Source organism: Exiguobacterium acetylicum DSM 20416 (assembly GCF_000702605.1).
Taxonomy (GTDB): domain Bacteria; phylum Bacillota; class Bacilli; order Exiguobacteriales; family Exiguobacteriaceae; genus Exiguobacterium_A; species Exiguobacterium_A acetylicum.
The window spans coordinates 665,881-683,536 of sequence record NZ_JNIR01000001.1; the positions used below are offsets into that span (position 1 = coordinate 665,881).

Consider the following 17,656-nt stretch of genomic DNA (forward strand, 5'->3'; position numbering starts at 1 on the left):
GGTCTCATCATCATATGTTTACTCAATGGAAAAAAGAGTGGTTCCTGCAACCAAAAGCGGATTTGCTGTCCGGAATCGTCGTCGCCTTAGCACTCGTTCCGGAAGCAATCGCGTTTTCGCTGATCGCTGGCGTTAATCCGATGGTCGGTTTATACGCTTCCGTCATCATTGCAATCGTCATCTCGATTGCCGGCGGTCGTCCCGGAATGATTTCAGCTGCGACCGGTGCGATGGCACTCGTCGTCGTCCAGCTCGTCAAGGACCATGGTGTCGATTATTTACTAGCTGCCGGTATCCTTGCCGGAATTCTACAAACCACGTTCGGATTTTTAGGAATTGCTAAGTTATTACGATTCATTCCTCGATCCGTCATGGTCGGATTCGTCAATGCGTTAGCGATTTTGATTTTCTCGGCACAACTGCCGCAGTTCGAAGGACAGAACTGGATCATGTACGCAATGGTTGCCGCATCACTCGCCATCATCTTGTTATTCCCACACGTGACGAAAGCAATCCCGGCACCACTCGTTGCGATCACGATAATGACAGTGTTGACGGTCGTCTTCTCACTCGATACACGAGTCATTGGAGACATGGGACAAATCGAAGCGGCGTTACCAAGCTTCTTCTTACCGGATGTTCCGTTCTCACTTGAGACGCTCCAAATCATCTTCCCGTATGCTTTGTCACTTGCATTCGTCGGTTTGATCGAATCGTTGCTGACGGCACGAATCGTCGACGAGATGACGGATACGACGTCGAACAAAGCAATGGAATCACGTGGACAAGGAATTGCGAACATCATCGCGGGTATGTTCGGTGGAATGCCGGGCTGTGCGATGATCGGTCAATCGGTCATCAATGTCACGTCGGGTGGGCGTGGGCGATTGTCGACATTGACAGCAGGTGTGTTCCTAATGCTGTTGATGTTTACGATGAATGATCTATTGATGACGATTCCAATGGGAGCACTCGTCGGTGTCATGTTCTTCGTCTCGTATGCGACGTTTGACTGGGGTTCATTCAAGATGCTCAAGACGTCACCAAAAAGTGATTCTGCGGTCATGCTCGCAACTGTTCTCGTCACTGTATTGACGAACGATTTATCAATGGGCGTTCTTGTCGGGATCTTGCTTGCGGCGTTATTATTCGCTTCAAAAATTTCGCGCATTCAAGTCGAGCGCAAGGAGCAAACAGATCGAGTCCGTTACACGATTCGTGGCCCGTTGTTCTTCGCGTCGACGACAGCATTTGCGGAACAATTCCAGCTCGACGCTGATCCATCGTCCGTCATCACGCTCGATTTCTCGGCGTGTCACTTGTTTGATGATTCCGCTATCGAAGCGATCGAAAACGTCGTCTTGAAATACGAACGTCTCGGCAAAAAAGTCGAACTCACTGGATTGAATGAAGAGTCGCAAGCGCTCGTCGATCGATTAGCGCAGCGAATCGCATAACGGAAGAGGATATGAGGAAGTGGTCGACACGATGTCGACCGCTTTTTTGTTTCCTTCTGATTGACGATGAGAAGTGCGTCCCTTGATTGGTTTCGCTATACTAAAAACAAAAGGGGGCAGTTAAGATGAAATGGTTTCGATTTGAGCATGAAGGAAAAGTAGGTATTGGGGTTGAACGGGATGGCTCTACATATGATGTGACGGCACAAGTCTATACGGATTCATTGTTTGAAGTGATTTCACGTGAGTTCGATGTTGACCTTGATCTAGATATCGCGCCACTACTTAAAGGGGATGTTCGTCAGCTCGCGCCGTATGTACCGGCACGAAACGTCATCTGTGTCGGCAAGAACTACGCCGATCACATCAAGGAGATGGATACGGCGGGAGCAGGGAAATTCGTCTTGTTCACGAAAGCACCGACATCGATCGTCGGTCCGTTCGAACCAATCGAACGGCATGCGGATTTGACGCAGCAACTGGATTATGAGGGGGAACTTGCCATCATCATCGGCACAACGGGGCGTGATTTGACACCAGAAAATGCACTTGATCATGTGTTCGGCTATAGTATCGTCAATGACGTGACAGCGCGGGATTTACAAAAAGAACACGTCCAGTTCTTCCGTGGTAAATCGCTTGATGGGTTCTGTCCGTTCGGACCGGTCATCGTCTCAGCGGACAGCTTTGATCCACGTGACGTCCTCGTCGAGACGCGCGTGAACGGGCAACTCCGACAGTCGGGATCAACCGCGTTGATGTTACGCGACGTCGTGACGATTTTAGTTGAAGTGTCGCGCGGAATGACGCTTGAAGCAGGGGACATCATTGCGACAGGAACTCCAGCTGGTGTGGGTCACGGCATGAAACCACCGGTCTACCTTCAGACAGGGGATGTCGTCGAGGTATCGATTGAAGGAATCGGTCGCCTGCAAAATGAAGTCCAGTGAACGAAGATGACCGAAATGATTGAATTTCATTCACCGCTTTCCACATTACTTTGGAAAGCGGTTTTTTATTTTGCGAAATACATAGATAATTTGAAAAATGATTGATTTTATTCGATAAAACAGTCATCATATGACCGTTTTTGATGTATAATGAAACTATAAGGACGGTTTAATGTCGAAAAAAGTCGTATTTTGAACGTTTTATAGAGAAATTATATAATTTTTGAACGTTTTTGATTGATTTTTGAATGTAAACGCTTTATATTATAGATGTGGAGGGAAACCTTATGTTAACGAAAAAACGCCATCAACTCATTCTCGAATTACTAGCTCGAGAAGAAGTCGTCAAGATGCAAAAAATCGTCGAGCAAACCGGTGCCAGTGAGTCTACGATTCGTCGGGATTTATCACAGCTTGAGACAGCAGGTCATCTGCGTCGGGTGCACGGGGGCGCGACAGCGAACCATTTGCAAATTGAGGAACCGAGTTACTTCGAAAAGAGTGACAAACATGTCGAAGAAAAGGAACGGATCGCACGAGCGGCCGCTGACCTGATCGAAGACGGGATGTATGTCTACCTCGATGCCGGAACGACGACGCTTGCCATCGTTCCGTATCTCGAAGAGAAGGCGATTACGGTCGTGACGAACAGTCTTCCTCTAGCGAACACGTTACTCTATCACCGTATCCCGACGTTCGTCGTCGGAGGTCAACTGAAGCATTCAACGCAAGCACTCGTCGGTTACAACGCACGTGAAGGAATGTTGATTTACCATTTTGATGTCGCGTTCCTTGGGATGAACGGTGTTCATCCGACACAAGGCTTCACGACACCAGATCCGGAAGAGGCACTCGTAAAGAAGACAGCGATCGAGTTAGCAAAACAATCGTATGTACTCGTCGATGAGACGAAACTGGATGCAATCAGCTTCAGTCGGGTGGCGTCCTTGCAAGCGGCGACGATCATCACGACGACATCCAGCGAGCAAGAAGCGAAATACAGTCAATACACAGAGGTGGTGAACGCGAAATGATTTATACACTGACACTCAATCCATCCATCGACTATTATGTCACGTTACCGGTATTTGAGGCAGGACAAGTCAATCGTGTCGAACAGGCGGAAAAAGTGGCCGGAGGGAAAGGAATCAACGTCTCTCTCGTCCTAAAAAACTATGAGGTAGAAACACAAGCACTCGGATTCCTTGGAGGAAGTACCGGACAATTCATTCGGACGGAACTCGAGAAACGAGGCGTTTTAACCGACTTCACACCGATTCAAGATGAGACGCGGATCAATGTTAAGATTCGTGCTGATCAAGAATCTGAGTTGAATGCAGTGGGACCGAAGATTCAACCGGAAGAGCTAGAGCATTTATTATCCCGATTCAAGACGATGCAAGCCGGTGATATCGTCGTCTTCGCAGGCAGTATCCCAAGCAGTCTACCGCATGATCTCTATCGTCATATCGCGACGATCTTGAATGAACGGAACGTCCGCTTCGCAGTTGATACGACGAAGGAAGCGATGCTTGAAGTCTTACCGCTTGGTCCATTTTTAATCAAGCCGAATCACCATGAACTCGGTGAAATCTTTGACGTCGAGATTACGTCGAAGGAGATGGCGGTTCCTTACGCCCAACAACTCGTCGAGCGTGGTGCCGAGAACGTGGTCATCTCATTTGCAGGAGACGGAGCACTGCTCGTCAATCGTCAAGGTGCCTACACGGCAAACACACCGGCTGGGAAGCTTGTCAACTCCGTCGGTGCTGGGGACTCACTCGTCGCCGGATTCGTTGCCAGCCATGCGCTTGGCAAATCACCAGAAGAAGCATTCCGCTATGCGGTCACGACTGGTAGTGCGTCTGCTTATTCCTTCGGTCTTTGTACGAAGGAAGATATCGATCGTCTTCTCGAAGACGTCAATGTCGTTGAACTCATTCAATCCTAAAAGGAGTGTGACTACTCATGAAAATTACAGATCTCTTGACACGTGATACGATTCAGCTCGATTTACAAGCGTCATCTAAAGCCGCTGTCATTGACGAACTCGTCAACGTCCTCGATCGGGCAGGAAAACTGAACGATCGCTCGGCATATAAAGAAGCGATTCTCGCACGGGAAGCGCAAAGTACGACAGGTTTAGGGGAAGGCATTGCCATCCCGCACGCAAAAACAGCAGCGGTCAAAACACCAGCAATCGCTTTCGGTCGCTCGGCAGGTATTGATTACGAAGCACTCGATGGTCAACCAAGTCGGTTGTTCTTCATGATTGCAGCAGGAGAGAACGCGGATAACGCGCACCTTGAAACACTCTCGAAACTATCTGTTTATCTGATGGACATGAACTTCCGTGATACGATTCTTGCAGCTAAAACGAAAGATGAAGTCATCGCGGCAATCGAAGCGAAAGAACGCGAAGAAGAAGGTCCAGTTGACGTCTCAAGCGACAACGTCGATCAAGATGCGCCTTATATCCTTGCTGTCACAGCTTGTCCGACAGGGATTGCACATACGTATATGGCAGCTGATGCTCTGCGTCAAAAAGCGGAAGAGATGGGTGTCCGTATTAAAGTTGAAACAAACGGATCGACTGGTGTCAAAAACGGTTTGACACAACAAGACATCAACGATGCGACAGCAATCATCGTCGCAGCGGATAAAGCGGTTGAGATGGATCGCTTCAACGGGAAACACGTCGTCGAAGTACCAGTTGCGCAAGGGATTCGTAAACCACAAGAATTGATCAACCGTGCTGTCAAACAAGACGCACCTGTCTATAAGGCAAGCGGCTCGGGTGAGAGCTCGAAACCAGCCCGCGGTGGCTTCTATAAACACTTGATGAGCGGTGTATCGGCAATGTTGCCACTCGTCGTTGCTGGTGGTCTCTTGATCGCGATCAGTTTCTTCTGGGGAATCAACTCCGCGAACCCGGATGATCCATCATACAATGAATTCGCTGCTCAGTTAATGACAATCGGGAAAGCGGCATTCGCTCTCTTGATTCCAATCCTTGCTGGATTTATCGCGATGTCGATCGCCGATAAACCGGGTCTTGCTCCTGGTCTGATCGCTGGTTTCCTTGCAAGTAACGGTAACGCTGGTTTCCTCGGTGGATTGATTGCCGGTTTCCTTGCAGGTTACGTCGTTCTTCTGCTCGTTAAAGTCTTCAAAGGTCTCCCGGCAGCACTTGAAGGAATCAAACCGGTCTTGCTCTATCCACTGTTTGGTTCGTTCATCACAGGGATAATCATGTTGCTCGTCGTCAATGAACCAATCGCGCAATTCATGAAATGGCTCACCGATTCAATGAACGATCTCAGTGGTGGGAACGCAATTCTTCTCGGTATGCTCGTCGCAGCTATGATGGCAATCGACATGGGCGGTCCGATCAACAAAACAGCATACGTTTTCGGTACAGCTGCTCTTACAGCAGGTAACACGGAAGTCATGGCAGCCGTCATGGCGGGTGGGATGGTTCCACCACTCATCGTTGCTTTCTCATCGACATTGTTCGCACGTAAGAAATTCACACCGCAAGAGCGGGAAGCGGGTATCGCTGCTTACGCAATGGGTGCATCGTTCGTCACAGAAGGTGCGATTCCATTTGCTGCTGCCGATCCACTCCGCGTCATTCCATCAAGCGTTATCGGTTCAGCGATCGCTGGTGCGTTGACAATCGTCTTCGGCGTCTTGCTCCCAGCGCCACACGGCGGTATCTTCGTCTTCCCGTTACTTGATGGTCCATCAGGTACGGTCATGGCAATCGTCGGTTACGCGGGTGCAATCCTCATCGGTTCACTCGTCGGTGCGGCAATCCTCTCCTTCCTCAAAAAACCGCTTGTTGACCAATCGGTCGCGAAAGCGGAAATGACAGAAGGAACAGGTACAAAAGCATCATAATTCATCTAAATCCTCTCCGTTTTCAAACGGAGGGGATTTTTTGTTGAATTTTGACGGCTAACGGTGAAGAATAGAGGGCATACTGAATAAGAAGGAGGGATGGACATGGGTGGACAATCCTTACAAATCGGACCACGGACCATCAAGACAGGTCTTGCGGTCATCCTGGCGCTGTTGATCAGTAATCTGTTCAACCTCAGCCCGATCCTACCTGCGATCTCGGCAGCGACGACACTCCTGCCTTCGGTCTATCAGACATGGAAACAATTTCTCGAGGAAGCAGAGGCCAACTTGATTGGTGCCTTTTTGACGTTACTCGCCCTTTGGATATTAGGGGATAATCCGGCGAATCCGCTTGCAATCGGAATCGTCATCATGGCAGCAATCTCGATTTTGCTAGCCTTTGGTTTCGGGCGGACGATTCCACACGTCGTCTTGATGATCATTGTCATTCTCGAAAGTGTGGCGACAGCGACCGAACCACTTTGGCAAGTCGTCTTGATCCGTTACTTGCTCGTCATGCTCGGGATTGGCTGTGCGCTCGGCATCAATGCGTTGATCTTCCCGCCGCGTTACGGCAATGTCTATTACCAGAAAGCGACGAAACTCTTCGAGAAACTGCTCGTCGTCACGCGAGCGATTGCCTTCGAAGGAAAGGTCGCCCCATATCGGGCGGCGATTGATAAAATGTCAAATTCGCTCCTTGAGACACAAAATCTGTTCAACCTACACAAGGAAGAGATTCGAGGAACGCGTCAAAAGCACGCCTCGCTCTTACGGAACCTCTTGATTCTCAAACATATGCAATCGTGCCTCGAACGTGGTGTCGCGACGGCAGAGCGCTTCAGAGAGCGAGAGAAGGCCCTTGACTCGATTGCGGACGATCTTCGGAGTGAATTGTTTTATCACTTGATGCATATCGCACAGCGACAAGAGAAGGTCTTGCTGACATATGATCTCTTGTTGACGGAAGAACCACTCGCGATGGAGGATCTCGTCAAAGAGAACATCGCCTTCGTCAAGCACTCTTTCCTTGACCGCGATGAACTCGAGGAAGAAGTCATCATGGAAATCTTACCGATCGTCGTCTCGATGAATGAGTGGATCCAAGAGCTTGAAGCATTCGAAAAACGGCTCAACGGTGCGCTTCGTCGTCATATCACATCACTGACGATCGAACAAAAATCAGTCCGTGATAAAACATTTAATCGATTTAAACGTAAAAAAGCCATTGACGAAAGTAAAAAGTAAGCGTATAGTCCTCCTTAACGATACTTTACTTGCTAAAAGCATAACAGTATAACAGCATAACAGAACGAAAGATTAAGCGGTGATGAAACCGAAGTAAAGACCATCTCCCTGTTTCAGAGAGCACGTGGCGCTGCGAACGTGTACACAGATGGTGTTGAATTACAGTTTCTGAGCTTCTTGCGTAAGCGAGCGGAGCAAACCGTTATCCCGATCATGAGTGACTCAGTCGACGACTGGGTAATCAGGGTGGTACCGCGGCTTTCGTCGCCCCTGTCGAACGATACGTTCGGCAGGGGCTTTTTTGTTATCTATCATTCATTCAAGGGGGAACTCATATGTCTACACCAATCATTCCAAGTCACTTACGTCCACACGTCGCACCACAGCACTACGAAGACTACACACCAACGGATCATGCCGTTTGGAGATACGTCATGCGACTGAATCTAAATACGTTACAAGATACAGCACACCCGGCATACCTCGAAGGGCTTGCTGCATCGGGCATCAGCCCGGAACGGATTCCGGATGTACGTGAAATGACAGCGAACCTAAGCCGTGGAGGCTGGGGAACAGTCGCTGTTGATGGTCTCATTCCTGGCGTCGCCTTCTTCGATTTCCAAGGGCACGGACTCTTGCCGATCGCGACCGACATCCGGAAGGTCGATAACATTCTTTACACACCAGCGCCAGATATCTTGCATGAAGCAGCGGGGCACGCACCAATCTTGATGAATCCGGTCTACGCGGAATTCGTTCGTCGCTTCGGTGAGATTGGGGCACATGCCTTTAACCATAAAGCAGAGCATGACGTGTTCAAGGCACTGAAGAAATTGACAATCGTCAAAGAGAGCCCATTCTCGACGCCAGCCGATATCGAACAAGCTGAAATTGAGCTCGCGGAGACACGGACACACGTCAAAGGGATTTCGGAAGCGAACGAAATCTCACGTCTGTTCTGGTGGACGGTTGAATTCGGTCTGATTGGTGATATCGACAATCCACAAATCTACGGGGCAGGTCTTCTATCATCAGTCGGTGAAAGCCGTCACTGCTTAACGGACGCGGTCGTTAAACATCCATTCTCGCTTGAGAAAGCACTTGCGACGAAACATGACGTGACGAGCATGCAAAAAGAACTCTTCGTTTGTGAATCGTTCGAACAGCTCCGCGATGCACTTGAAGAATTCGCACAGTCGATGTCTTACATCCGCGGTGGTATTCACGGACTGACGAAAGCGGTCGAATCGGGTAACCTATCGACGCTCGTCTTCGACAGTGGTCTCTCGCTCGTCGGTGTTCCTGAAACGCAAGAGATCCACGATTCGCTGCATCTCGTCAAACTAACAGGTCCGACAGCGCTTGCTGCGAACGGTGAAGTGTTGACAGGTCAAGGACTTGCAGATCATCCGGAAGGCTTTACATTCCTTCACGGCAAGGAATTGAACGAAGTATTGATGCAAGTCAAAATCGGTGAACGTCTCGACTGGGCGGAAGGAAATGTTCGCGTCACAGGGAACATCACAGCGATTCAAAACGTCAATGGAAACCGGGCGCTCATCGTCTTAGAGGCAGCGACGCTTGCAAACGACGGAAAAACGATGACGATGGACCGGATGGAATTAATCGTCGGTGACATCACGTCAGCATTCCCGGGAACGGAAGTTGAAGCACTGAAGCCGATTCCAGAAACGGTCGAGTTCGAACGAATCGAACGTCCGTTGACAGCGGCCGATCCGATCTTCGAAGTCGTCCGCGAGATTCGCGAAGGACGTGCCGGACGAGAACGGTTACCGCAACTGATCGATCAGACACTCGTCCAGTTACCGGACGCATGGTTACTCCGTCTTGAATTACTTGAGTTAGCGGATGAAGTCGATCAACCACGTCTGATTTCAGATCTCGAGCGCTTAAAAGCAACGTCTGAGCAGCGAGATGAATTGATTACGCGTGGAATGGCTTTACTCGACGTCGTTCATCAATGAGTCGAACTCCGGTTCTGAACCTGTTAGAATGGAGACATTCGGTAAAAGGGGATGATCGGTTATGACAAATTATTATCAAGACGTAAAGGAATTCCACCGTGTGTTTTCACACCCTGGCGCAACGACGCCAACACCTATGACGGTCGATCGTGGAATCAAACGATCGACTTGGACGGCGGAAGAAGCGGTCGTTGAGTTTCTGCATCAATCAGCGACGAGTGAAGCAGAATTTCTCGAAGCGATCGAACGTTTCAAGTCAGGGCTTGATACAGCAGTTGAAAAATCGCTCCAGATGAAACAACCCGACACAGATGTCGAACGGCTCGTCGGACAAGGGGATGCCTTGACGGACGCCCTCTACTTCATCATGGGAAGCTTCGTTGAGATCGGGCTTGATCCGGCTCCATTGTTCGAGATCGTCCAGCGTGCGAACATGGCGAAGCTTGGACCGGACGGAAAACCAATCTTCCGGGAATCGGACCAAAAGGTCATGAAACCGGAAGGCTGGCAACCACCGGAACCACAACTGGAAGCAGAAGTACGTCGACAAATCGCTGTAGCTTCGAGTACGTCGAAGGCTTGATTCATTACGATAAAAAGAGAGGGATGACTGGTCTGCGAACCGGTCATCCCTCTCTTTTTGTATCTATTCGCTTTTGACTTGATAATGCGATAAATCGAGTTGACGGGCGGTGAGGAACTCGACACCTTCTGCTTCAAGCGCAAGTCGCTGTTCATCGCCTTCAAGCGATAGTTTTCCACCAGCAGCAAGCACGCGGTGCCACGGTAGACGTTCCGTCTTACTCATGCTGTGAAGAATCCGCGCTACTTGTCGTGCGCTACGCGGATGACCGGCGAGTCGAGCGACTTGCCCGTAAGTCATGACTCGACCAGCAGGGATCGAACGAATGATAGTCAGGACATCTTGCGTGAATGGTGTCATGTTTCGTCCGTAGCAACGACATACTGTTGAATCTTATCGTCTTCATCAAAGCCGATCGTCACATCGATGATGCCTTGCTGCAAACGAATCTGGAGTTCGAGACGGTCCTTGATATCGTCCGCTTGTGCGATCGTCAACGTCGGGTCGACTTCAATCTCGACTTCGACATGGAAATGATCGCCTTCCTTAATGACTTCTAGTTTACTAATGTCCTTGACGTCAGGGTCCTTCATGATTAGTCCGCCGAGACGTGCTGCCATCGTCTCATCGGCTTCACCCAGTGCACCAGCTGCGTTTTGCAGGAAGACATTCCCGACGACATAAAACATCATCAGTCCGATGAGGATCGAAGCAATTCCTTCTGCCTGATGGAACGGTGTTACATGCGAGATGATGACGGCGATCATCGCGACGACACCACCAGCCGTTGCGACCAAATCTTCCAGGAACACAAGGCGTGTGGCTGGTTTTGCTTGTTTGAGTGAGCGGAAGCTGTCAAGAATCAAGCGTGGTCCTTTCGAGTCTAACTTCGCATCGTGTGCGATCTCTTGCATCGCTTTAACAAATACGCCACTCTCTAAGACGACACCGACGAACAAGACAGACAACGTGATCCAAAAGCCAGTTGATTCCGTCGGTTCGATGATGTGGGCGATCCCTTCATGAATCGTTTCGTACGCCATGATGCCGACGAAGAGGATGGCGCCGAGCAACACGAGATTGACGAGACGACCGAAGCCGTTCGGGAATCGTTTCGTTGGTGCCTTTTTACTGAGGGCAGAACCGATGAAGACGAAAAATTGGTTGGCAGCGTCCCCGAGCGTATGCATCATCTCCGCGAACATCGCGACATTTCCCGTCAGGACGTAGGCAATTGCCTTGATGATGGCGATGACAGAGTTAACGATGCCTGCCGTCAGCGCCGACCGGTTTCCCCGGCGTAATAACGTAAAAAATTCTCCCATGATTGTACTCCTTTTAGTTAAGTTACGTATTAGTTCACTTTCTTATGTTAACTTAATTTTTCTGAAACGACCACTCCGACACATAAAACCCCCACGCTTTTCGCGTAGGGGTTAAGAGGTTAAGACAAGTCGACTGTTTTATTGATTTCGTTCTCATCGTCTTTGCCGACGACTTTCTTCAATACTTGTTTGACGGATTTAGCAGTATTTCCAGTTTCCCAGTACTCGGCTGCTTCCGTGTTGACTTTAATCAAGACGACTTTCGGATCTTCATATGTCGTTCCGAGATAGGCTTCATAGCGTGGACTCCAGAGTTCTTTCTTCCGTTCGATGTCTTCAACGAGTTCCGCTGTTCCGCGGATCGAGACATATGATTTGTCAACATATGCGACATTGACGCTCGGATTCTTAAGTAGTTCTTGATATTTGTCTGTTTCTTTTGAAGTGAGGAACCAGAGGTCGCCATCAAATTCGATATCCTGTGTTTGCATCGGACGCGATACGAGTCCTTCTGCTGAAATCGTCGTCAGCATCGCTGTTTCGATTTTATCAATCAGTTTCTTGACCGTTTCGACTGCTTCTTGATTCGTAGTATGCGTTGACATGTAACTCCACCTCATTCGTTAGATTTTTATGCTCACTTAGGCATTGTTCCCTGAATCTCAAAATGAAAACGTCCCCATGATGGAAAGAAGCAGTTTCGTTGCACGGTACAACGAGGAGGCGTACAGTGTAGGTACGCATTCGAAAGAAAAAGGAGAGACATACATGAAACTTAGTATTTTAGACCAATCCCCGGTCTCTAAAGGACAATCCCCATCTGATGCCTTACACGAAACGGTCGAGCTCGCGAAAATCGCGGACGAACTCGGCTATCATCGCCTGTGGGTATCCGAGCACCACTTCGCTAAAACACTGGCTGGTTCGAGCCCAGAAGTCTTGATCGCCTACATGGCGGCAGTGACGAAACAGATTCGCCTCGGTTCAGGCGGTGTCATGCTGCCGCATTACAGTGCCTATAAAGTCGCAGAGAACTTCCGTGTCCTTGAAGGGCTTGCACCAAACCGGATCGACCTTGGACTCGGTCGGGCACCAGGCGGTATGCCGCTTGCGACACGTGCGTTGCAGGAAGGTTCGTCCCCACGTTTTGGTGGAGCCGATTACGGCGAACAACTCGATGATCTCGTCGATTACTTGAAAGACGGTGCTCCTGCCGGACACCGGTTCGCAGGACTCGTTGCAACACCAGAAGTCGATACGACACCAGAGGGCTGGTTGCTTGGATCAAGTGGGGGCAGTGCCTTGAACGCCGCACAACGCGGGTTCGGATTTGCATTTGCTCACTTCATCAATGGACAAGGTGGTCAGGAAGTGATGGATTACTACCGTCATAATTTCATGGCGACGTCGTTCAATGAGACACCACAAACGCTCGTTTCGATCTTCGTGACGTGTGCTGAAACGACGGAAGAAGCAGAACGTTTGGCGTCAAGCCTGGATTTGTCCCTACTCTTACTGGAAAAAGGGGTCTCGTCGACAGGAACGCCAACTCCGGAAGAGGCAGCGGCGTATCCGTATACGTTCCAAGACCAATTCCGGATCGCTGAAAACCGGAAGCGGATGATCGTCGGTAATCCGGAATCCGTTGCAAAACAATTGCAAGAGCTCGCCGATTCCTACGGCACAGACGAAGTGATGATCGCTTCGATGATCGCAGACAAGGAAGCAAAACAACAATCATTGAAATTAATCATGGACGCCGTCAAAGCGACGGTCTGACCGATACGCACGTCCTTTCTCACGAAGTGAGGGAGGACGTGTTTTTTGCGTCTGCTACAGGAATGCTCTCGGACAAGATGTCTTTACGAAGTCGGAGGAATCCGAATGATGCCGCACCGAATAAGCCGACTGTACCGACTCCAAGTAGCACGATGATAGACACATGATCACTGAGTAAACCAAACAATAGGGTACCGATCGGCATCATCGCCATCGCGACCGATTCCAAAACACCGATGACACGTCCGAGATAAGCCGGATCGGTCTGTTTTTGGACGATGAGCTGTAGTGGAATGTTCATCCGTAAGACGAGCATGCCGTCGATGAACAATAGGATCATGAAAAAAGGTAGTAGTAGAGCAGATGGAACATAGCCGAGTAGCGCAAGTGTAGGAAGCGCATAACAAGAGGCGATTAAAAAGAGCGACTCGAATATCGTTCGTAACGGACGTTTCACCGTAAAGCGAGGTAAGGCAAGAAGCAACGAAGCGACAAGAAGACCGGCACCTAGTGCGGACTCGACCACTCCAAACCGAAATGGTGTGAATTGTAGTCGATCGAGCAAAATGATCGGTAACAAGATTTCGAAAGCGACAAAAAAGAAGTTCAGGACGATCGCCATCAGGACGAGTGTCGTCAATACTGGTTGACGGAACAGATAGCGGTATCCTTCTTTAAACGCCGAGACGAAAGACGGAGTATCGGTAGTAGCTAGAGGAGAGGTATCCATTGCAAGAAAGCGGAGACGGCTATTCCACCAGGCAGCAGAAGCAAACAAGAGAAACGGTAAAACCAAAAATTGCGTGATGGAGACAGCGGCGATGAGCAATCCCGCAACGAGTGGAGCGGTGATCGTTGAGGTCGATTGAATCGTCGAGAAGAGGGCGTTCCCGCGTTGTAACTCCTCTTCTTGTACGAGTTGCGGTAACGAGCTTGATAAGGTGACGGACAGGAACGTCGACAGGCTCGTCAAGAGGACACTTGCGATGATATAATGAACGGTATGTAGAGGGGCTTGTAGCGAATAGAGCAAAAGTCCGAACAAGACGAGTGCGCTTAAGCTCTCGGTCATGACGATGATTCGTTTGCGGTTCCATCGATCAGCGAAGACACCAGCAACCGGTGATAGCAAAATCCGTGGCACCGATCCTGCAAGCAATACGAGCGCGAACTGAAAACCAGACGATGTTTCCCGTAAGACGGTCAGTCCGGCGACAAACGTAAAGAGACTAGCCGCGAACAATGAACAAAACTTTCCGAATAAGACACGCTTTAAATTAAATGACATCCTGTTCACTCCTTCAGAGTTAAATTTTATTGAACTTTAGTGTAGAATAAAGGAGTGGAAGAAAAATGTAAAGAAAAAGTTAAATTTAATTTAACTTTTATGATAAAAGGAGTGACCAGTGTGTTAGGGGAACGTATCAAACAGATCCGAAAACAGAAAAAAATGACACAAACGGACGTTGCGACCGGTATCATCACGAAGTCGATGCTCAGTATGGTCGAGAATGGGAAAGCGACACCGTCTGTACCCGCACTACAGGCGATTGCTAGGCGATTACAGGTGACGGTCGAAGAATTGATGCTTGATCCGCGGGATGTTCAGATGCGGGAACTCATCGAAACAATCCGTTCGCGGCATACCCCATATTTTTCAGACGAAAAAATTCAGGAACTGCTAAAACCTTACTTGGTTCCGGAAACGACTTCTTATTGGCAAGGGCAGGTCTACCATAAATACGGCGATGCCCTCCGAACGAAGAATCCGGAGCTTGGTTTGACGTATTACGACCAAGCGGAGCAGATTTTTCGACAGCTCGGTCGTCAAGATGAGCAGTTGCTCGCTCAGATCTCGAAAGTCTATTTTTTATTCAATCTCAAACGGACAAAGGAAGCATACGAGCTGATCGAAGCAATGGATGTACCACGCGAGATTCCACTTGCGCCAAAAACCTATTTAAATTTCCAAATCTTGCGTGCACTTCGAGCAAGTTTGTTCGATGATCACTACACAGAAGCGATCGCCTTATTGCGTGAAGGGGTTCAGTATATGCGGGAGCAAGATGTCTATTATCATGTCATTTCGTTTCAACGTTTTCTCGGACTGTTTTTATATCTAGAAGGGGAAATCGAACAATCACAGCAAGAGTTTGATCGATTGGAGCAGTTTTTTGCATTTAGTGAAACGACTGCCGTTGGACGGATTGAAGTCGATTTGACGAAAGGACTCATCGCGATTTTTGAAAACGATACGACCGGCATGCAGATGGCGTGGGAAAAACTCGTTACTGTGGCGATCGACGACGCGAAACATTACATCGGACAACTCGAAGTCCATCTCCTTGTGAACGGCATCGAATTACCGAATCAGACGCTTCAGCAGAGCGTCGATAAGATATGGGAGATGCAAGATGACTGGCTTGCGGCGAGTGGGTTCGACCAAGCGATGATGTTGCGGACGCTCGTACTGGCGATGCAACAAGGTGTCGGTCAGGAACGGCTGAATGATGTCTTGCGATTGAAGGATGATCTTCAAAGTGACCGCCTCAAAGGCGATCTTGAGCGAGAGATACAAACATTGGTTAATATTCAATGACGAAAAAACAGGCATGAAGCGAGTGCGCTTCATGCCTGTTCGTGTGAGGATGTCGTTCTTCTGAAGATCAATAAGACGCATGCGACGACGGAAACAATCAAGTGACCGACATAGACGTCTCCCGTCTGGATATAATGCAAGATCATCGAGCCACCAAAAATCAATAAGGCAAGAAAGAGGAGCCGAACATAAAGTGTTTTATAAGACATGCAGACACATCCTTTCCATATCCAGTATATCCCAAAGTAAAGTGAGAAGACAAAAAACATCCATCCTAAGGGATGGATGAGGAAATGTTTAAAGTGATTTAAACCCTAACAGTTTTTGTGTCCAGTAACGTTCCGATACACGGCTGATGCCGAGTGCCGGTGTATTGGCATGAATGAACTGATCGTTGTTCAGCATGATTCCGATATGCGTCGGACCAGCAGCATATGTGTTTTCGAAGAAGATGATATCGCCGCGCTTCGGTTGACGTAATTTTGATAACTTCGCTCCGAGGTACCGATCATCGTTCCAGTAGCCGTTGACGTTCGTTCGTCCGACTGCATAGCCAGCGGCATTCAACGTATAGTTAATGAATCCAGAGCAGTCGAATCCACCATTAACGGGGCTGCTTGATCCCCAGACGTATGGTGTACCGAGATATTGTTGACCAATCGAGATGGCACGTTCCATCAATGTCGAACCAGGAACGGTCGTCACAGGAGGTGTCGTCGGAGTGACCGGAGGCGTCGTCGTGACGGATCCCGTCGTGATGTAACTCTTCGCGACATAGTAGAGACCCGTTCCGATCTTGATCTGGTACCAGCCGCTATCTTTACCTGTCGTTTCACCTGTGACATTGACTGTCGAACCGTGTCCGACTTGTGTGAAGACTTTAGACGACGTCGAAGGCAATGTGCGGACGTTCAGCCCGGTTGGTGCATTGACGCGATACGTCTTCGAGGCATCAACTGGCGTCAAAGAGACTCCGGGAGTCGTCGGTGTTGTTGGTGGTGATGCTTTTGTTGAAGCTTTGACATAGGTCGAAGCGACATATGCTTCTTTTCCGTCAAGCTTGACTTGGTACCACGAATCAACGGCACCTGTGACATCGAGCACCGTCTGATGCGGTAATGTCTTGTAGATTTTTGCGTTCGTCGCTGCAGCAGTCCGTGCGTTCAAGCCTTCCTTCGCATTGACCGTGTAGACTTTCGATCGATCAACCGCTTTAACGACTTTTTTGACGGGAGTCGTCGCTGGTGGCTTGGAGTCCGTCGTGACGTTCGAGGTCTTTTTGCTGACTAACGTCGCATGGACGTAAGCCGTTTGCTTTTTATACGTGATTTGGTACCAATCTCCTGTTTTTTTCTTAACAGATAAGATTGTGTTCTTTGCCAGTTTTCCGAGTGATTTCGAACTCGTCGTTGCTTTTTGGCGAATGTTGACGGCATCGGTGTTCGTTATGTAGGTCGTAGTTGTTGGAGCCTTTTCCGTCGTCGCTTTGACATATGCTGAAGTGATGAAGGCTGGTTTGGACTGATAGCGGATTTCATACCAGCTGTTGACTTTCTTGACAGCTGTCAGCTTCGTGCCTTTTTTTAGCGTCGTGATGACCTTCGCGGAAGTCGAGGCAGCCGTGCGAATGTTGACGTTATCCGTCAAAGTCAGTGTCGTTGACGCGGCTGAAACCGGAACCGTGGTACCGATCAAAGCGAGCGTCGTGAGGGCGAGAACAGTCTTTTTCACGTGACATAGCTCCTTCCAATAGATAGGTAAAAATCGTTGTTACCATTTTGTCATAAAAAGCGCTGATTCCCCTGATTTAAAAATATAATTTTT

At 49.0% G+C, this 17,656-nt stretch carries 16 protein-coding genes and 1 other annotated feature; of the genes, 10 read left to right on the plus strand and 6 right to left on the minus strand.

What is annotated here, in order from left to right:
• Window positions 1-14: 14 nt before the first annotated feature.
• The 8 genes from P401_RS0103390 to P401_RS0103425 all read left to right on the plus strand — a co-directional run bounded on the left by P401_RS0103390 (window position 15) and on the right by P401_RS0103425 (window position 10,129).
• Entirely contained in the window at window positions 15-1,457 is a 1,443-nt protein-coding gene (locus tag P401_RS0103390) for a SulP family inorganic anion transporter (protein ID WP_029341216.1), read from the plus strand.
• A gap of 125 nt (window positions 1,458-1,582) precedes the next feature.
• Window positions 1,583-2,407: a fumarylacetoacetate hydrolase family protein gene (locus P401_RS0103395; protein ID WP_029341217.1), complete on the plus strand. Its 825-nt coding sequence runs from the start codon at window positions 1,583-1,585 to the stop codon at window positions 2,405-2,407.
• Window positions 2,408-2,694: 287 nt separating this feature from the next.
• The gene (locus tag P401_RS0103400) at window positions 2,695-3,441 is read left to right on the plus strand and encodes a DeoR/GlpR family DNA-binding transcription regulator (protein ID WP_029341218.1); all 747 of its coding nucleotides are present in this window, start codon (window positions 2,695-2,697) and stop codon (window positions 3,439-3,441) included.
• Window positions 3,438-4,358: a 1-phosphofructokinase gene (gene pfkB / locus P401_RS0103405; protein WP_029341219.1), complete on the plus strand. Its 921-nt coding sequence runs from the start codon at window positions 3,438-3,440 to the stop codon at window positions 4,356-4,358. Before P401_RS0103400 ends, pfkB begins: the two co-directional genes overlap by 4 nt.
• Window positions 4,359-4,375: 17 nt before the next feature.
• On the plus strand, window positions 4,376-6,310 hold the full coding sequence (locus P401_RS0103410; RefSeq protein WP_029341220.1) for a PTS fructose transporter subunit IIABC: 1,935 nt from the start codon (window positions 4,376-4,378) through the stop codon (window positions 6,308-6,310).
• A gap of 105 nt (window positions 6,311-6,415) precedes the next feature.
• Window positions 6,416-7,561: an FUSC family protein gene (locus P401_RS0103415; protein WP_023467731.1), complete on the plus strand. Its 1,146-nt coding sequence runs from the start codon at window positions 6,416-6,418 to the stop codon at window positions 7,559-7,561.
• Between the two features lie 70 nt (window positions 7,562-7,631).
• Window positions 7,632-7,836: a binding site (T-box leader), on the plus strand.
• 60 nt (window positions 7,837-7,896) lie between these two features.
• Window positions 7,897-9,546 carry an aromatic amino acid hydroxylase gene (locus tag P401_RS0103420; protein ID WP_029341221.1) on the plus strand — a complete coding sequence of 550 codons (1,650 nt, stop codon included), beginning with the start codon at window positions 7,897-7,899 and terminating at the stop codon, window positions 9,544-9,546.
• 61 nt (window positions 9,547-9,607) lie between these two features.
• Entirely contained in the window at window positions 9,608-10,129 is a 522-nt protein-coding gene (locus P401_RS0103425; RefSeq protein ID WP_029341222.1) for a pyrophosphohydrolase domain-containing protein, read from the plus strand.
• Between the two features lie 63 nt (window positions 10,130-10,192).
• On the opposite strand, the gene P401_RS0103430 is transcribed toward P401_RS0103425, so the two are convergent.
• From P401_RS0103430 to P401_RS0103440, 3 genes are all read right to left on the minus strand, one after another.
• A complete protein-coding gene (locus tag P401_RS0103430) occupies window positions 10,193-10,489 on the minus strand; it encodes an MGMT family protein (protein ID WP_029341223.1) in 297 nt (98 codons plus the stop codon).
• The gene (locus P401_RS0103435) at window positions 10,486-11,454 is read right to left on the minus strand and encodes a cation diffusion facilitator family transporter (RefSeq protein ID WP_029341224.1); all 969 of its coding nucleotides are present in this window, start codon (window positions 11,452-11,454) and stop codon (window positions 10,486-10,488) included. Before P401_RS0103435 ends, P401_RS0103430 begins: the two co-directional genes overlap by 4 nt.
• A gap of 119 nt (window positions 11,455-11,573) precedes the next feature.
• The gene (locus P401_RS0103440; protein ID WP_029341225.1) at window positions 11,574-12,059 is read right to left on the minus strand and encodes a pyridoxamine 5'-phosphate oxidase family protein; all 486 of its coding nucleotides are present in this window, start codon (window positions 12,057-12,059) and stop codon (window positions 11,574-11,576) included.
• 163 nt (window positions 12,060-12,222) lie between these two features.
• Here P401_RS0103440 and P401_RS0103445 point away from each other — a divergent pair, with 163 nt between their 5' ends.
• Window positions 12,223-13,233, plus strand: coding sequence for an LLM class flavin-dependent oxidoreductase (locus tag P401_RS0103445; protein WP_023467737.1), 1,011 nt, complete (start codon window positions 12,223-12,225; stop codon window positions 13,231-13,233).
• Between the two features lie 19 nt (window positions 13,234-13,252).
• Here the strand turns inward: P401_RS0103445 and P401_RS0103450 are convergent, their stop codons facing one another.
• Window positions 13,253-14,521, minus strand: coding sequence for an MFS transporter (locus P401_RS0103450; RefSeq protein ID WP_029341226.1), 1,269 nt, complete (start codon window positions 14,519-14,521; stop codon window positions 13,253-13,255).
• 120 nt (window positions 14,522-14,641) lie between these two features.
• On the opposite strand from P401_RS0103450, the gene P401_RS0103455 reads away from it, so the two are divergent.
• Window positions 14,642-15,832: a helix-turn-helix domain-containing protein gene (locus P401_RS0103455; RefSeq protein ID WP_051656228.1), complete on the plus strand. Its 1,191-nt coding sequence runs from the start codon at window positions 14,642-14,644 to the stop codon at window positions 15,830-15,832.
• 29 nt (window positions 15,833-15,861) lie between these two features.
• Here P401_RS0103455 and P401_RS0103460 read toward each other — a convergent pair whose 3' ends face one another.
• On the minus strand, window positions 15,862-16,041 hold the full coding sequence (locus P401_RS0103460) for a hypothetical protein (RefSeq protein ID WP_029341228.1): 180 nt from the start codon (window positions 16,039-16,041) through the stop codon (window positions 15,862-15,864).
• Window positions 16,042-16,129: 88 nt separating this feature from the next.
• Window positions 16,130-17,563 carry a C40 family peptidase gene (locus tag P401_RS0103465; protein ID WP_029341229.1) on the minus strand — a complete coding sequence of 478 codons (1,434 nt, stop codon included), beginning with the start codon at window positions 17,561-17,563 and terminating at the stop codon, window positions 16,130-16,132.
• Window positions 17,564-17,656: the final 93 nt, after the last annotated feature.

Bases quoted from the DNA above. Each gene is read 5' to 3' on its own strand.
- P401_RS0103390 (WP_029341216.1), top strand. From the start codon at position 15: ATGTTTACTCAATGGAAAAAAGAGTGGTTCCTGCAACCAAAAGCGGAT.
- P401_RS0103395 (WP_029341217.1), top strand. From the start codon at position 1,583: ATGAAATGGTTTCGATTTGAGCATGAAGGAAAAGTAGGTATTGGGGTT.
- P401_RS0103400 (WP_029341218.1), top strand. From the start codon at position 2,695: ATGTTAACGAAAAAACGCCATCAACTCATTCTCGAATTACTAGCTCGA.
- pfkB (WP_029341219.1), top strand. From the start codon at position 3,438: ATGATTTATACACTGACACTCAATCCATCCATCGACTATTATGTCACG.
- P401_RS0103410 (WP_029341220.1), top strand. From the start codon at position 4,376: ATGAAAATTACAGATCTCTTGACACGTGATACGATTCAGCTCGATTTA.
- P401_RS0103415 (WP_023467731.1), top strand. From the start codon at position 6,416: ATGGGTGGACAATCCTTACAAATCGGACCACGGACCATCAAGACAGGT.
- P401_RS0103420 (WP_029341221.1), top strand. From the start codon at position 7,897: ATGTCTACACCAATCATTCCAAGTCACTTACGTCCACACGTCGCACCA.
- P401_RS0103425 (WP_029341222.1), top strand. From the start codon at position 9,608: ATGACAAATTATTATCAAGACGTAAAGGAATTCCACCGTGTGTTTTCA.
- P401_RS0103430 (WP_029341223.1), bottom strand. From the start codon at position 10,489: ATGACACCATTCACGCAAGATGTCCTGACTATCATTCGTTCGATCCCT.
- P401_RS0103435 (WP_029341224.1), bottom strand. From the start codon at position 11,454: ATGGGAGAATTTTTTACGTTATTACGCCGGGGAAACCGGTCGGCGCTG.
- P401_RS0103440 (WP_029341225.1), bottom strand. From the start codon at position 12,059: ATGTCAACGCATACTACGAATCAAGAAGCAGTCGAAACGGTCAAGAAA.
- P401_RS0103445 (WP_023467737.1), top strand. From the start codon at position 12,223: ATGAAACTTAGTATTTTAGACCAATCCCCGGTCTCTAAAGGACAATCC.
- P401_RS0103450 (WP_029341226.1), bottom strand. From the start codon at position 14,521: ATGTCATTTAATTTAAAGCGTGTCTTATTCGGAAAGTTTTGTTCATTG.
- P401_RS0103460 (WP_029341228.1), bottom strand. From the start codon at position 16,041: ATGTCTTATAAAACACTTTATGTTCGGCTCCTCTTTCTTGCCTTATTG.